General features: G+C 58.2%; 12 protein-coding genes and 1 pseudogene. 7 read left to right on the top strand and 6 right to left on the bottom strand.

Features of this window, described 5'->3' with window-relative positions; all coding sequences use genetic code 11:
* Positions 1-52 precede the first annotated feature (52 nt).
* Positions 53-382, bottom strand: a pseudogene (locus tag CGA22_RS00700) (transposase domain-containing protein); the annotation flags it as partial.
* On the opposite strand from CGA22_RS00700, the gene CGA22_RS00695 reads away from it, so the two are divergent.
* The 3 genes from CGA22_RS00695 to CGA22_RS00685 are packed head-to-tail and all read left to right on the top strand — an operon-like array spanning position 382 to position 4,896.
* On the top strand, positions 382-2,121 hold the full coding sequence (locus CGA22_RS00695; RefSeq protein ID WP_317451649.1) for a hypothetical protein: 1,740 nt from the start codon (positions 382-384) through the stop codon (positions 2,119-2,121). The pseudogene CGA22_RS00700 and the gene CGA22_RS00695 overlap by 1 nt on opposite strands.
* Positions 2,122-2,147: 26 nt before the next feature.
* Positions 2,148-3,827: an arylsulfatase gene (locus tag CGA22_RS00690; protein WP_052435075.1), complete on the top strand. Its 1,680-nt coding sequence runs from the start codon at positions 2,148-2,150 to the stop codon at positions 3,825-3,827.
* 49 nt (positions 3,828-3,876) lie between these two features.
* Entirely contained in the window at positions 3,877-4,896 is a 1,020-nt protein-coding gene (locus CGA22_RS00685) for a formylglycine-generating enzyme family protein (protein ID WP_084213693.1), read from the top strand.
* 107 nt (positions 4,897-5,003) lie between these two features.
* Here CGA22_RS00685 and CGA22_RS00680 read toward each other — a convergent pair whose 3' ends face one another.
* Positions 5,004-5,651, bottom strand: coding sequence for a TetR/AcrR family transcriptional regulator (locus tag CGA22_RS00680; protein ID WP_041020422.1), 648 nt, complete (start codon positions 5,649-5,651; stop codon positions 5,004-5,006).
* A 124-nt stretch (positions 5,652-5,775) separates the two neighbouring features.
* Between CGA22_RS00680 and CGA22_RS00675 the strand changes: the two genes are divergently transcribed.
* The 3 genes from CGA22_RS00675 (at position 5,776) to CGA22_RS00665 (ending at position 8,247) form a co-directional block, all read left to right on the top strand.
* Positions 5,776-6,669: an NAD(P)/FAD-dependent oxidoreductase gene (locus CGA22_RS00675; RefSeq protein WP_041020423.1), complete on the top strand. Its 894-nt coding sequence runs from the start codon at positions 5,776-5,778 to the stop codon at positions 6,667-6,669.
* A gap of 55 nt (positions 6,670-6,724) precedes the next feature.
* Entirely contained in the window at positions 6,725-7,102 is a 378-nt protein-coding gene (locus CGA22_RS00670; RefSeq protein ID WP_041020424.1) for an antibiotic biosynthesis monooxygenase family protein, read from the top strand.
* Between the two features lie 149 nt (positions 7,103-7,251).
* A complete protein-coding gene (locus CGA22_RS00665) occupies positions 7,252-8,247 on the top strand; it encodes a class I SAM-dependent methyltransferase (RefSeq protein ID WP_223194621.1) in 996 nt (331 codons plus the stop codon).
* A 561-nt stretch (positions 8,248-8,808) separates the two neighbouring features.
* Here CGA22_RS00665 and CGA22_RS00660 read toward each other — a convergent pair.
* From CGA22_RS00660 to CGA22_RS00645, 4 genes are all read right to left on the bottom strand, one after another.
* Positions 8,809-10,140, bottom strand: a complete 1,332-nt coding sequence (locus CGA22_RS00660; protein ID WP_041021002.1) for an MFS transporter — start codon at positions 10,138-10,140, stop codon at positions 8,809-8,811.
* A 102-nt stretch (positions 10,141-10,242) separates the two neighbouring features.
* Positions 10,243-11,181, bottom strand: a complete 939-nt coding sequence (locus CGA22_RS00655) for a hydroxymethylglutaryl-CoA lyase (RefSeq protein ID WP_041021003.1) — start codon at positions 11,179-11,181, stop codon at positions 10,243-10,245.
* Entirely contained in the window at positions 11,178-12,368 is a 1,191-nt protein-coding gene (locus CGA22_RS00650) for a CaiB/BaiF CoA transferase family protein (protein ID WP_041021004.1), read from the bottom strand. Before CGA22_RS00650 ends, CGA22_RS00655 begins: the two co-directional genes overlap by 4 nt.
* A gap of 110 nt (positions 12,369-12,478) precedes the next feature.
* Complete coding sequence (locus tag CGA22_RS00645) at positions 12,479-13,384, bottom strand: LysR family transcriptional regulator (RefSeq protein WP_041021005.1); 906 nt, start codon at positions 13,382-13,384, stop codon at positions 12,479-12,481.
* Positions 13,385-14,249: 865 nt separating this feature from the next.
* On the opposite strand from CGA22_RS00645, the gene CGA22_RS00640 reads away from it, so the two are divergent.
* Positions 14,250-14,492 carry a YceK/YidQ family lipoprotein gene (locus CGA22_RS00640; protein WP_223194620.1) on the top strand — a complete coding sequence of 81 codons (243 nt, stop codon included), beginning with the start codon at positions 14,250-14,252 and terminating at the stop codon, positions 14,490-14,492.
* The last annotated feature ends 50 nt before the right edge of the window (positions 14,493-14,542 follow it).

The following is a 14,542-nucleotide window of genomic DNA, read 5'->3' as shown; positions in this document are numbered from 1 at the left end:
CTTGATCAAACAGATTGCCACTTAGCGGCAGAAACTGATCGATCTCGCTTATTCAATGCGTAGGCAGGCGTGTAGGAACGTCTTTCAAATATGCATATGGATCAAGTCCATTCATGCACGCCGACTGGATCAAGCTCATGATTGGTGCCGCTCTTTTTCCACAGCGTAGCGACCCGGCAAACAACCCGTTCTAGCGCCCCAAGTGCCTATGGTGGGATTTGATTTTCGACCGGATTGTCAATGGGCACCGCCCCGTCAGCGCTACCCAGTGTTCAAAGCTGTAATCCAGGGCTTTAGCCGTCGCGGATCCGTTAGGCACTACGTCTCGCGAGCCCAGCATCCAGTCTGCGGGTTGTCGTAGGTGCCATCGGGCAGAGCCAGATGGCTACTTTGCGCGCCGGCGTAACTTATCTCTTCGTTGCTGAGGCAATCGCGCAGGTTCTGTTTTTCCAGGCGACCCAGACTCAGGATCAGACCTTCGACTTCCTGGTAGTTGACCAGTCAGTGTCGTGCGAAGAAGCACCTTTTGTTGTTTTTGTAGGCATCGCCCCCCTATTCGGTAAGGGGCTCGTCAGTGACAGTCAATCCCGTGGCACGGTGGAACAAGACGTCGGTTTCCCCCCGTCCCTATGCTTGCCTGGCTTGTTCGCGACACCCAATAAGAAGTCAATTTCAAGATTGTCCACCTTGTTCCCTGCCAAAATAATTCTAATCCAGGTGAAAAGAATGTCTCTTGCAGATGGCGTTGCTCTTAGCGACAAAAAGCCGGGTCGTCCTTTCGACCGTATCGTTTTACGTAGCCCAGCCTGGGCCAAGGCATCCTTGGGACTGGTGCTGGTCGCGTTCGATCACGGTGCATGGGCCACCACGCTTTATACGGACGATGAATCGAAGCTCGATTTTACGGTTCAAGCCATGTATGGCGCTTTTCACAGCAGTGAGTCCTATAACCAGGGTGGGCCTATCGCCTCCGGCGCTGCGGGCTGGCAAGAGGGCTTTATACGCGCAGGCCTGAAAGGCACGACGCGTTTTCCTGCGTTTTTGAACAGCTCCCTGTATGGGGGAACCACGCTGGTGGGCAGCGGTACCTGGGACGGCGGTGATGCCGCCGGATATACGGATGGTTCCGAGCGACGAGTCTCTTTCGACCATGCTTACCTGGGCTGGCGCTCGGGGGATTGGCTTGAGGGGTTGGGCAAGGACTTCGTCGACATTTCCGCTGGCAGCCAGAAAATTCAGGTCGGCGATGGTTTTATCATTAATGGCGACGGTTTGAGTGTGGGCAACAACGTGGCCAACGGGAAATTCGACCGGGGCGGTGCTTACTATTTGACCCCTCGTAACGCCTTTCACCAGACCGCCAAACTGCATTTGGGAGCCCAGGGCGAATGGCGCGGGGATCTGATCTGGCTTAAATCCGACAACGAAATCAAGGCCAAGCCCGAACTGGGGATCGCCGTGCTCGAGCACGGCGACGAGCACGCAACTCTTGGCTTGACCTACATCAAGGGACTGGGCGTCGATGAGCGCCTGGCCAATGCCTTCAGTCGCCAACGCGATGGTCTGGAAGTCACGAGTGTGCGGGGGCAGGGCGACCTGGGGGTGAAGGACTTGTTTTTATCGTTCGAGTACGCCCATGAAGACAAGGCTCAAGGGCAAGAGCACGCGTGGTATGCCGAAGCAGGCTGGACCTTTTCCGATGTGCCGTGGTCCCCTCGAGTGGGATACCGCTATACCCGCTATTCGGAAGACTATGACCCCCTCTTCAGCGGTTACAGTCGGGGATACGGAACCTGGTTCCAAGGCGAAGTTGCCGCCAACTATTCCGGACCTTTTCAGCGCAATGCTGGCATCCATATGGCCCGCCTGGATCTGCACCCGTCTGATCGCTTGACCGTCGGTGCGGTGGCATATTCTTTTCGAACACTCGATAAACGCCAGGGCGATCTGGATGCCGAAGAGGTCGACGCCTACCTCGATTGGGAGGTGGACGAGCATTGGGTCATCAGTCCGCTGGTAGGTCTGTACAAGCCGAAAAAGAGCGCCGAGCAAGGAGGCTCACAGCTAGGTAATGACAACGTGAATCTGTACAGCCAACTGGTCGTGGCTTTTCACTTCTAAGATTGCTCGAGAACGGGAGGCGCATCATGAAACGTAACTTAACCTGGCTGGCCTGTGGTTCCCTCGCCGCGGCGGCGTGCCTGATCACGCCTGCGTATGCGGCCACGCAAAAGCCCAATGTATTGCTGATCGTTGCCGACGACCTGGGCTATTCTGATCTGGGTGCGTTTGGAGGGGAAATCGACACACCCAATCTCGATGAGCTGATCAAGCACAGCACTCAACTCGAGTCTCTATATGTGGCGCCAACCTGTTCACCTACCCGCTCGATGTTGATGTCAGGCACCGACAATCACTTGGCCGGTATCGGTAACATGGCGGAGATGATCACCCCGCACCTGACTCCGGAACAGATCGACAAGCCAGGATACGAAGGGTACTTGAACGATCGGGTCGCAGCCTTGCCCGAGCTATTGAAAGACGCCGGTTACCATACCTATATGGTTGGCAAGTGGCACCTGGGCGGCGCCGATGGCCGACGGCCGCAACAGCGCGGTTTTGAAAAATCTTATGCCCTGATGGGCGGCGGCGCGGCGAATTTCAAGCAGGCTTCACCCATGCAGGTTGCTTCCGATGCGCCTGAGCCTGTGTACCGTGAGAACGATGCCAAGGTCGAGTTGGCGACGGATTTCTATTCCTCGAGCGCCTACACCGACAAGCTTATGGAGTACGTCGATTCCAACCTGAGCGACGCCAAACCGTTCTTCGCGTACGCGGCCTACACTGCGGCGCATCTCCCACTGCAGGCTCCGGACGACTATCTCAAGAAGTATCGCGGACGCTACGATCAAGGCTATGACCTAACGGCTGCGAAACGCATCGAAAAAATGAAAGTGCTAGGCCTTGTAGACGCTGAGGCGACGCCGGTGCCCATGCCCAAGGGCGTCAAGCCCTGGACCAGCCTGAGTGGCGACGAGAAAGCGTATTCCGCGCGTACCATGGAAGCCTATGCGGCTATGGTCGACGCTTTCGACCATGAAGTGGGCAGGCTCATCACGCATCTCAAGGACAAGGGAGTGTACGACCAAACACTGATCATTTTTCTGTCAGATAACGGCCCGGAAGGCAATGACTGGAGCCAGGATGTCGAGAATGACAAGTGGATTCCACAGCACTTCGATGTTTCTCTGGACAACATCGGTCGGCCCAACTCCTTTGCCTATCAAGGCCCCGCTTGGGGGCAGGTTAGCGCCCAGCCGTTCAGGATGTTCAAGGCCTATACCAATGAAGGCGGCGTGCGCTCGGCGTCCTTTATTCGCTTCCCTTCACATGTCGATTTGCAACGCAGTGATGCCGTCGTGACTGCCATGGACATTATGCCGACCATTCTCGACGCCGCTGGCGTCAAGCATCCCGGCGTCGAATACCATGGCAAGACCATTGAGCCCATGAAAGGCATGAGCCTGTTGCCCATGCTCAAGGGCAAGGCGAGTACCGTGCACAATAAGGATTACACGCTGGGTATCGAGCTGATGGGGCGCAGCGCCATTCGCAAGGGCGACTGGAAAATTGTCTACAGCTATACCGATGGCAAAGGGGCCTGGGCGCTGTATGACCTGAAGACCGACCGCGGCGAACTGCACGACTTGTCTGGCAAGAACCCCGGCAAGTTGAACGAGTTACTGGCGGAGTGGGCCCAGTACGTCCAGCAGAACAACGTCATCAGCACTGGTCGGGACACCACGTACCCGCGCCGCGACTATTGAGCCACAGGCCTCCCGCTGACCCGGGAGGCTGCCTCGATGAGTAATCACAATGAATGTTTTTGCGCCATGGGCACTGATCAGCGCACTGCTGGCATGCACTGCCGTACACGCTGAGCCTGCATCCCCCCCTCTGGGCGACGTATCGGCCTGCAAGCAGTACTCCGGCCTCCCACCCAATGGGGGCGCGACAGAGCAGGTCTGGGTTCCCGGCGGCAGTTTCGTCATGGGCTCCAATACGCACTATCCCGAAGAGGGCAAGGCCCGGGAAGCGACAGTCGATGGCTTTTGGATCGATCGGCATGAAGTGACCAATGCCCAATTTCGCGCCTTCACCACTGCCACCGGATACAAGACACTCGCCGAGCGAGGGCTCGATCCGGCGGCCTATCCCGGCCTGCCGCCCGCGATGTATCGCCCTGGGTCCACGGTGTTCGAGATGCCCCGGCAGCTCGATATCGCGAATATGCAATGGTGGCGTTACGTGGAAGGGGCTGATTGGCAACACCCCACAGGTCCGGGTAGCTCCATCGTCAACATGGACAACCATCCGGTGGTGCAGATCGCCTACGAGGATGCACTGGCCTACGCTCGCTGGGCGCACAGGAGCTTACCCGGCGAGGCGCAGTTCGAATATGCGGCCAAAGGCGGCAGCAGCACGACCTACCCCTGGGGCAAGACGTTACACCTGAACGGCAGAGATATGGCTAACACCTGGACTGGGGTATTTCCGTTTCAAAACACCGCAGGTGACGGTTTCGTGGCAACGGCGCCGGTGGGTTGTTTCGCCGAGAACGCTTTTCACCTTTATGACATGGTGGGGAATGTCTGGGAGTGGGTGTCCGACGACTGGACGCCTTACCACTCGCTTGAGGAGCAGCCGCATCCCGATGTCGATCTGGAAGACGCGCTCGCTACCCAGGCTCGCACGACCATGTTGGGCACAATCAAGGGCGGCTCGTTCCTGTGCTCACCTGCTTATTGCAAGCGCTATCGGCCCAGTGCGCGGCATGCTCAGGATCGCACTATGGGCACGAATCACATTGGTTTTCGCACTGTGGCCATCCCTTGAAAGGCAGCGCTGCGGCGATCTGTGCAAGCTCGGCCGCGTCCGTCTTTCCAATATGACGAAGCGCCTGGACGACGGCCCGGGCCAAGCTGCACGTAGAAATCAAATGCTTATCCACCCCCATGAGCGTTGCCGCCGTGCGCGGCGATGAACATGGCAACGGCCGACCGGCAATAGGATTCGACTTCATTGTCATCCGTTGCTCTCGCCTCATCGAAGCGGGCGATCGTCAATAGATCGGATCCTTTGAAAAGCGCGGCGAACAAGCGGGCGGACCCCAGAGGATCGGGCACGTTCAGAACCGCCTTCGCATGCAACTGGCGCAACAGGGCCTCGATCTGAGCGATGACATAAGCGGGGCCAGCTTCATATTGGCGCTTGCTTAACGACTTTTGATTGGTTTTGTCGGCCATGATCATGGCTTCGACACTGCGCACGTCCGGGCTTAACAGCGTGCGAAGCAGGGAGGTTCCCACTGCCATGAGCTGATCTGCCGCCGAACCGCCGACTCCCTCAATAAGGGCCTGCGGTGCAAATTGATGGCAGTGGGCCGCAATGGCCGCACTGAATAGCGCCTCCTTGTTCTCGAAGTGCCTATAGATGCTTAGCTTGGATATCTTCGCCCGCTGGGCGACCTTGTCCATTGTCGTCGCTTGAAAACCCAATTCCACAAAAAGTTCGCCCGCGGCGTTGACTATCGTTTGGCCAAGCGCCTCGTTGGCGGGCCGGCCGCGTCGGCCTTGGCTGTTTTCGGTCATAAAAAATTCCAGTACTTTACAGTATCCTAAATCTTGGATTACAGTACTTCAAAGTATCTTATACGGCAAGCCCATCGCTAGACGAGTCCGCACGCCCTCCATCCACAACACGGAGCCTTTCACCATGAATGACGTCATCATCATCGGCGGCAGCTTTGCCGGCCTCGCCGCCGCCCTTCAGCTCGGCCGTGCCCGCCGCAAGGTCACCGTTCTCGATACCGGCCTGCCACGCAATCGCTTCGCCGGCCGCTCGCATGGCGTGCTTGGCCACGATCACAAGCCTCCATCGGACATCCTGGCCGAGGCGCGGCAGCAACTGGCGCGTTATCCCGCGATCAAGCTGGTCAATGCCCGCGCCGACAGCATCTCCGGTACCCTCGACAATTTCTCCGTCCTCACTGGCGATGGCGAAAGCCTTGGCGCACGACGCTTGATCCTGAGCTATGGCGTCGCCGACCAGATGCCTGCTGTTCCGGGCTTTGCCGAAGGCTGGGGCACATCCATCATCCCGTGCCCCTATTGCGATGGCTTCGAAGTCGCCGACCAGCATTGGGGCCTCGTCTGGTTCCGCCCGCAGTCGCACATTCAGGTCAAGCTGTTTCAGCATTGGACCGACAGGTTGACGGTCTTCGCCGATGGTCACGACATTGCACCCGATATCCGGGCCGATCTGGCCCACCGCAACATACCTGTCGTTGATGGTCGGATCACCGGGATCGCCCGTCACGGGGACCATAGCGCCACCGTCAAGCTCGATACTGGCCCCGATGTCGCAGTCGACATTCTGTTCGCGCATCCGCCCACCAAGCCGTCCGCAAGCCTGCATGACTCATTGGGACTCGCCACGGTCGATACGCCCCTCGGCATCGTCCTCAAGGTCGACGAGCGCCGCGAAACCAGCATGCCCGGCATCTATGCCGCCGGCGACCTCGCCACCCCCGGGCTGCCCTCAGTCACGACGGCATCATGGCAAGGTGCAATGGCGGGTATCTTTGCCCAGCAGTCGATGCTGGTTTGAGAGCAGGCAGCATCGATCACCCTGGTTCAATTTCACAATAGACAGGAGCGCCACCATGCCCGCAGCAAAACCATTCAAACCCCTAGACGAGAAATTTCCGTTTGACCGCCAACTCGGTATCTCGGCCGGGCCTGTCGTGCTCATCAACCTATTTACGGTCGATCTCGCTGACGAAGCGGGCTTCCTGGATGCTTTCAAGGCGGCTGGCGAGATCATAACGAACCAACCAGGCTTCATTTCCATGCAACTGCATCGAGCGATCGGCGATAGCCCGACTTACCTGAATTATGTGGTGTGGGAGTCCACCGAGGCGGTTCGCGCCGGCTTTTCCCAGGCCGAATTCGTCGCGAGACTTTCAGCATACCCTTCGTCCGTCGTGGCCAGTCCGCACCTGTTCCAGAAGGTCGCCGTCCCTGGCTTTTGCACGGCCTGACTCCGGAAATGGCGACTTTGATATGAAGGACCGGTCGACCTGGGGGCGTCATGGCACGCTGTCCTGCAAGCTGACAGGGATTAACAAGGAGACGCCTACGCTTGGTGGAGCGGCGTCTTAGACCGGTTCAGATTGATGCGCCCTCTGGTTTGGACGCCGCTATTGTAGAGGTGGGTTTGGTCGAGACGATGCGCGCCTTGGCATCGGCCCAGCTTTCCCTTGCCTCGTTCAAAGGATTGCTAGTTAAGAACGAATCAAAACGAGGAGATGTCATGACAGAGCAAAATGCCCATCAGGTCGCCGACTGGAATGGCCAAAGCGGGGAGTCCTGGGTCGCCAACCAGGCTCGGCTCGACGCCATGATGGCGGTGTTCGGCGAGGCTGCGATCGAAGCGGCCGCGCCCGCCACGGGCGAACGCGTTTTGGACGTCGGTTGCGGTGCGGGCGCGTCGAGCCTGGCTCTGGCCGCTCGCGTAGGCGCGGGCGGCTATGTTCTGGGCGTGGACATCTCCGAACCGCTGATCGACCGTGCACGTGCGCTTGCGCCACAGGATACGTCGGCTCTGTTCCGTGTGGCCGACGCTAGCAATGCCGTTTTGCCCGAGGGCGCGTTCGACCTTTTGTTCTCGCGCTTCGGAGTCATGTTCTTCGACGATCCGACAGGGGCCTTCACCCATATGCGACACGCGCTCCGGCCGGGCGGGCGGGTCGCTTTCGTCTGCTGGCGCGGTGTGGGCGAGAACGATTGGGTGCGCCTGCCGATGGGCGCGATCAAGGACATCGTCCCGCTACCCGCGCCGCCCGGTCTCGAAGCGCCCGGCCCGTTCTCGTTCGGCGACCGGGGACGCGTGACGCGCATCCTAACGGCGGCCGGCTTTACCGATATCGCCATTGAGCCCTTCGATGCTTCCATTTCATTCGGCGAGGGTGAGACGCGGGACGCGGCAATCGACGACGCGGTAAAAATAGCACTCGAGAGCGGCCCGCTATCGCTTGTGCTCGCCGATCAGCCCGACGACATCCGGGCCCACGCCTGGGCAGCGGTTCGTACCGCCTTCGCGGACTGCCCCGGTGAGCGCTCGGTGATAATCAACGGCGCGGCGTGGATTGTCATGGCTCGCAATCCGACAGCTAGCAGCGATTAACAGGGGGAGACGCCCCCGCAGGGGGAGTGGTGTCCAACTGCGCTACGTGCGAATCGTCTCTCTTTTGGCAGGTGCTGGAAAGTTTTCACTTCGCTAGTACGTGCTCAGGTGTTGGGAGGTTGCTGCCGTGAAACTGGCTATGGGATGAATCAAATCGCATCGTCCCGAAGCCACCCTTCTTTTGGTCCTTGATACCCCTTCGGGAAGAAGTCCAAGATTGAGTCTTTTTCTGCTCCGGCAAGAAAGGAAACCCTTTAGATTTCAATAAGTCGGACGCCAGATGCGAGTCTCGTTTCCCGCTTCAGGATTCAAAAAAAAGCCACTCAGATGAGTGGCTTTTTTTTGCCTGTAATTTACGTGCTGAAACATCGTTCTGAGCGTTTTTGATCAGTCGCAGTTGCAAATCCAGGGTGTCCTGGAGGGGGGGGCGAATGGTTCGAGCTGCAATCAGAACTTTGGCTTGACCACGCAGCTCGGTAAGAAGGCACAAGCTTTTCTGGCAGAAACGGTGGCACGACTTCAGGGCCGCGTACAACATGGGCGACCCTGGCAAACAGTATTTCACTGCCGAGTTTGATCCTTGGTTCTTAGGCGTTCCGGTAAAGCCCAATACAGCAGGGCTGCTGCCAGTAGACTGGTGCAGCCAATCACATAGAGTGCTGGGGTGGTGCTACCGGTTAAATCCTTGATGTGACCCACCATGACTGGGCTGACAATGCCACCGAACTGACCCATGGTATTGATCAGGGCGATCCCACCTGCGGCCCCGGCCCCGGCCCCCGCCAGCAATTTGGGCGGCAACGCCCAAAAGGCCGGGATCGAAGCGATAATGCCTGCGCCCAGCAGCGCCAGGGCGCCGATCAAAAAGATCGTGTGTTGTGCGAAGATGCCGGCGCTGAAGAAGCCGACCGCACCCAGCACGACCAAGCCGCACACGAACTTGCGTCGCTCCCCACTGGCATCAGAAAGTCGACCGATGACCACCATGCTGATCGCACCGCAGATGTAGGGCACAGCGGTCAACAAACCAATGATGACAGGACTTTGGGTGCCGGCACTGCGAATCAGTTGAGGCGCCCAGAAGTTCAGTCCATAGGAAGCCACCTGGATCAAAAAGTAGATCATGCCGAGCATGAGGAAGCCGGGAAGCTTGATCGCCGCCAACAGCGAGCCATGCTTGTTGGCTTCGTGGCTGGAAATATGCCGGGCCAGCAGCGCCTTTTCTTCAGTCGTCAGCCACGCCGCATCCTGCACACGGTCCTTGAGCGTCCGCAGCACGATCAAGCCCAATAGGACACAGGGAACGCCTCCCAGCAGGAACAGCCAATGCCAGCCACGTAAGGCGAGGACACCATCCATATGTCCGAGCACCAGACCGGACACTGGAGCACCGATCAGGCCCGCGAAGGCAGAGGCCAGGAAGAGTGTGGAGGTGATGCGCCCACGGTAGCTCTGGGGGAACCACAGAGTAAGGTAGTAAAGCACGCCAGGTGCGAATCCTGCTTCCATGGCGCCAATCACGAATCGCAAGACATAGAACTGCCATTCGGACGTAACGAAGACCATCAAGGCAGTGGCGACGCCCCAGGACATCATGATCCGTGCGATCCAGCGTCGTGCACCGACCTTATAGAGCATCATGTTGCTTGGCACTTCGAACAGCACGTAACCCACCACAAACAGCCCGGCGCCCAAACCGTAAGCCGTGTCGCTCAAGGACAGGTCGGCCTGCAGTTGAAACTTGGCGAAGCTGATGTTGATACGATCAAAAAAAGCGAACAGGTAGCAGATCATGATCAGGGGCATGATCCGCCAGGCGACTTTGCGCACGACCGATTTTTCAGCATTGACATCGTCGCCGAGGCTGCCGGCAGAGGTTGCGGATACACTCATTTCAATCTCCAGATAGGCTTCCGTTTTGGAGCCCGATTGTTTTTGTAGTCTGGACAACGACCAGGAACTTCGCGCAAGTCCATCGCTTGCGCTGGCGAATCTTCAGAGGGTCAATCCGGCAGGCGTCGGATGGAGATCGCAATTGCGACCGGCCTTGACCAGTTGGCCAGGCAACTCATGCCCGAGTAGTGCGGGAAGCTTGCGTGACTGGTCCAGCAGGAGGGGCAAATCGATGCCCGTCTCGATACCCATCTCATGACACAGGTTCACCAGGTCTTCGGTGCAAATGTTGCCGGATGCTCCGGGGGCAAAGGGACAGCCGCCCAGACCACTCAGCGAGGCATCGAAACGGCGGGCACCGGCCTCATAAGCCGCCAGGACATTGCAAAGCCCCAGGCCGCGGGTGTTGTGGAAGTGCAGGGTCAGCGCAGATGGAGCAACCCGAGTGAGCACGCGCCGGACAATCCGATGGACCTGGCGAGGATTGGCCATGCCCGTGGTATCCGCGAGGGTGATGCCGGTAACGCCAAGGTCCATGTACGTCTCGACGATGTCCAAGACCCGGTCTTCGTCGATGACCCCCTCGAACGGGCAGCCAAAAGCGGTGGCGACGGTCGCGTTAAGCAGGAGGGAAGTTTCTTGGGCCGATTGCACAATGTCGACGAATGCGGCAAGCGACTGCTCACAGCTCATGCGCATGTTCGCTCGGTTATGTGTCTGACTGGCGGACATCACCATGTTGATCTCATCAGCCCCCGCCTGGATTGCCCGCTGGGCACCCTTGAGATTCGGCACCAGAGCGGTATAGATGACTCCCGGCTGCCGCTGGATGCCGGAAAAGACCGCTTCGCCGTCTCGCAGGGCGGGAATTGCCTTGGGCGACACGAACGAACCCGCTTCGATACGCGAGAAGCCGGCCAGCGACAACGCGTCAATCAAGGCAATCTTGTCCACCGTCTCGACCCACACCGGCTCGATCTGCAGGCCATCGCGAGGGGACACTTCCTGCACGACTAGACGCTGTGAATAGTCAGTGATCACTGCACGACTCCTTCAGCCTTGAAGCGCTGGATCTGCGAATCGCTGAAACCCAGCTCGCCGAGAACGCCCTCGGTGTGCTGTCCTAGTGCAGGACCTTGCCAGTTCACCTGACCAGGGGTTTGTGAGAGCTTCGGTACAATGCCGGGCATCATCACCTCGGCACCGTCGGGCAAGGTTGCATCGAGAATCATGTCGCGAGCTTGATAATGGGGATCGGCAACGATGTCCGCCACCGAGTAGATGCGGCCAGCAGGAACTTCAGCCTGTTCAAGAACCCTCAACACGTGCTCGATCGGGTGGCTCGTGGTCCAAGCTGCGATCGCCGCATCGAGCATTTCACTTTGAAGCGCGCGGCCGTCGTTCTGCGCCAGGTCGTCACGTGCGGCAAGGTCAGCCCGACCGATGGCCGTCATCAAGCGCTTGAAGATCGGGTCGCTGTTGCCGGCGATCACCACGTAGGCATTGTCGGCTGTTGGGTAGGTATTGGAGGGTGCGATGCCCGGCAAGGAGCCGCCCGTACGCTCACGAACGTGCCCCATCATGGCGTACTCCGGTACCAGGCTTTCCATGACGTTGAACACACTTTCGACCAGCGATACGTCCACAACCTGCCCGTCACCCTGGCCTGTCTTGACCCGAAGCACCGACATCAGCGCCCCGATCACCGCATGCAACGAAGCGAGCGAATCACCGAGGCTCACCCCGACCCGCGCCGGTGGGATGCCAGGCGTACCGGTGGTGTAGCGAATACCTCCCATCGCCTCGCCAATGGCACCGAAGCCCGGTCGGTCGCGGTAGGGGCCCGTTTGGCCATAACCGGAAATGCGTACCAGCGTGAGCCTGGGGTTCAGTGCATGCAGTACATCCCAGCCCAATCCCAGCTTTTCCAGCGCCCCAGGGCGAAGGTTTTCGATAAGCACATCGGCGCTTTCGACCAATTGCTTGACGATGTCGATGCCCTCAGGGGCTTTCAGATTGAGCGCAAGGGACTTCTTGTTTCGCGATTGCAAGTACCACCACAGCGACGTGCCTTCGTGCATCTTTCGCCACTTGCGTAGGGGGTCACCATGACCCATCGACTCGATCTTGATCACCTCCGCACCAAACTCACCGAGTAGGCGTGCTGCAAACGGAGCGGCGATTAACGTACCGATTTCAATGACGCGAAGGCCGTTAAGGGCAGTCATGGGGATGTAGCCTCGTGTTCTTGGAATTTGATCCAAGCCTAAGAGAGGCCAACCACTCGCTACCAACCGTAAATTTGGAACGAGTCTTCGCGAAATACGAAGACCGCGATTCAGAGCCCTTGAAGATGCCTGTACAACAACTTGCTAACCGGCGAAATTGCGTCCTCGTTCCGGATCACCAGCAGCATGCTGCGAATGGCCCAATCATCTTCCAGTGCCGCCGCCTTCAAGCCCAACGACCGGCCAATAAGCTCGAAAGCCTTGCGCGGCAGTACTCCGATGCCCAGGTCAGCCTGGACCATCCGGCACACCGCGTCGAACCCCGGCACATGGATGCGAAGCCGCAGCGCTTTTCCGCAACTGCGTGCGGCCGCGTGGGTGCGCAGATTGATGAAGCTGTCGGCGTGCAGGCCGACGTGATCGAAGTCGAGCGTCTCGGCGAAGGCGATCCGTTCTCTTGCGGCCAGACGGTGTTCCGGGCGCATGACCACGACCAACTCATCCTGGCGGTACGGTACCGCGTGAAGCCCTTTGATTTCTGTATCCGCAGAGCAGATCCCGATGTCGGCCACCCCATCCAGAATACCCTTCACCACCCCGGCACTGGGGCGCTCTTCCAGATTGATCTTCACTTGCCCGTGATCGGCAATGAATGCCTGTAAGTCCTCCGGCAAGAACTCGATGATGGCGGAGATATTGGCGAGCATACGGACATAGCCACGCACCCCGTGCAGGTGCTCGCCAACATCGATACTGATCTTTTCGACATCGGTCAGAATCCGCTTGGCGTAATAAAGCAGGGTTTCGCCTGCGGCCGTCAGCTCCATGCCCTTGGCGTTGCGCTCGAACAGCTCTATTCCAAGGGCCTGTTCCATGTCGTTCATACGCTTGCTCGCCGCCGAAAGCGCGATCATCTCCAACTCCGCTGCTCGGGTCAGCGTACCCTCCTGATGCACGCTGACGAACAGCTGGAGGGTGATGAGGTCGAGCCGGCGGATGAGGTGTTTCTGGAGCATCGGGGTAAGCTCAAGCTGTATAACAGTTCAGGAAGCCGAGGTTACACTTCTGCTGACCCTTTTGTCCTTGAGTCTTACCGGCTAACTACAGATTACGCGTATAGATGGATGGGTGGCGGACCTAGGCTAACCCTCAAGTGTTGAGGATACGTTTGCGTTCTTCCTGCTGCAGATGAGTCAGTAGAAAATCGGTAAAGGCGGGAACGAAGGACATGGGATCTCCGCATCAGATTCGAAAAGGTGGTGCAAGGTTGATTGATCGGCTGACATCTATTCGGGGAGTTCATGCCGCGTTGATCCTATGGAAATTACAATGCCAGCTTGATGATCGTTCATCCTATTGGCTTGGGCAGCATCCAAAAACCTTGCATGGATTTGCCGCTGTTTTCGCTCTTGTAGCACCCCGAAAACAAGTCCGGAACTGAGTCTTTTCTTGCTTCAGCAACAAAAGAAACCCTTGGATTTCAATGGGTCGGAAACCGGATGCGAGTCTCGTTTCCCGCTCCAGGATTCAGAAAAAAAAGCCACTCAGATGAGTGGCTTTTTTTTGTGCCTGAGATTTGTAGGGTGAAGCGTGGGCCCTCGCGTTTTTGATCAATCGTTCTCGCCATCAACGATATTCATCTGTTTAGCAAGTCTGCAGGCCTTTGCAGGTGGCGATTTCGGTTGATCCATGCTGGAGTGATTACCCATTCGCAGAGGACGGCCACGGCGAGGAGTGGGACAAGTCGCAACGTCCCGCGCTGTAGAAGACGCGCTGCAAAATCTTCCGTAGCAACAATGAGAGGTGGGCCGGTTTCAGTGCTACAGTCTTGCCCTTCCAGGGTGAGGGTACATCATGCGGCTCATGCTAACGGTTTTGACCATGGCGCTGCTGACAGGGTGCGCGACTGTCAACGAAAGCTCCAGTTACGGGCACATGTGTGGCCTCCATCCTTACTGCGGCGTTACTGTCGATCTGGAGATCATCAAAGGCGCGGCTGACGACCACGCTGGGGCCATGAGTGCCCTGACTCCGTTTGCAGTCATTGACCTGCCGTTCAGTTTCGTCGCCGATACGCTGATCCTGCCGTACACGATTTTTCATATGAAGAGTGCCGACGAGTAGCGCTGGCTGATCGCGACCATCATGGCGATCACCCTGGCGGTATGTCCAAG

The sequence above is a fragment of the Pseudomonas sp. PSB18 genome (assembly GCF_014596565.1).
Taxonomy (GTDB): domain Bacteria; phylum Pseudomonadota; class Gammaproteobacteria; order Pseudomonadales; family Pseudomonadaceae; genus Aquipseudomonas.
The sequence above is the reverse complement of the archived record's forward strand: the minus strand, read 5'-3'. Positions and strand labels throughout refer to the sequence as shown.

Coding starts and splice junctions, on each gene's coding strand:
- CGA22_RS00640 (WP_223194620.1), top strand. CDS start 14,250: ATGGCGCTGCTGACAGGGTGCGCGACTGTCAACGAAAGCTCCAGTTAC.
- CGA22_RS00695 (WP_317451649.1), top strand. CDS start 382: ATGGCTACTTTGCGCGCCGGCGTAACTTATCTCTTCGTTGCTGAGGCA.
- CGA22_RS00645 (WP_041021005.1), bottom strand. CDS start 13,384: ATGCTCCAGAAACACCTCATCCGCCGGCTCGACCTCATCACCCTCCAG.
- CGA22_RS00675 (WP_041020423.1), top strand. CDS start 5,776: ATGAATGACGTCATCATCATCGGCGGCAGCTTTGCCGGCCTCGCCGCC.
- CGA22_RS00660 (WP_041021002.1), bottom strand. CDS start 10,140: ATGAGTGTATCCGCAACCTCTGCCGGCAGCCTCGGCGACGATGTCAAT.
- CGA22_RS00690 (WP_052435075.1), top strand. CDS start 2,148: ATGAAACGTAACTTAACCTGGCTGGCCTGTGGTTCCCTCGCCGCGGCG.
- CGA22_RS00670 (WP_041020424.1), top strand. CDS start 6,725: ATGCCCGCAGCAAAACCATTCAAACCCCTAGACGAGAAATTTCCGTTT.
- CGA22_RS00685 (WP_084213693.1), top strand. CDS start 3,877: ATGAATGTTTTTGCGCCATGGGCACTGATCAGCGCACTGCTGGCATGC.
- CGA22_RS00680 (WP_041020422.1), bottom strand. CDS start 5,651: ATGACCGAAAACAGCCAAGGCCGACGCGGCCGGCCCGCCAACGAGGCG.
- CGA22_RS00650 (WP_041021004.1), bottom strand. CDS start 12,368: ATGACTGCCCTTAACGGCCTTCGCGTCATTGAAATCGGTACGTTAATC.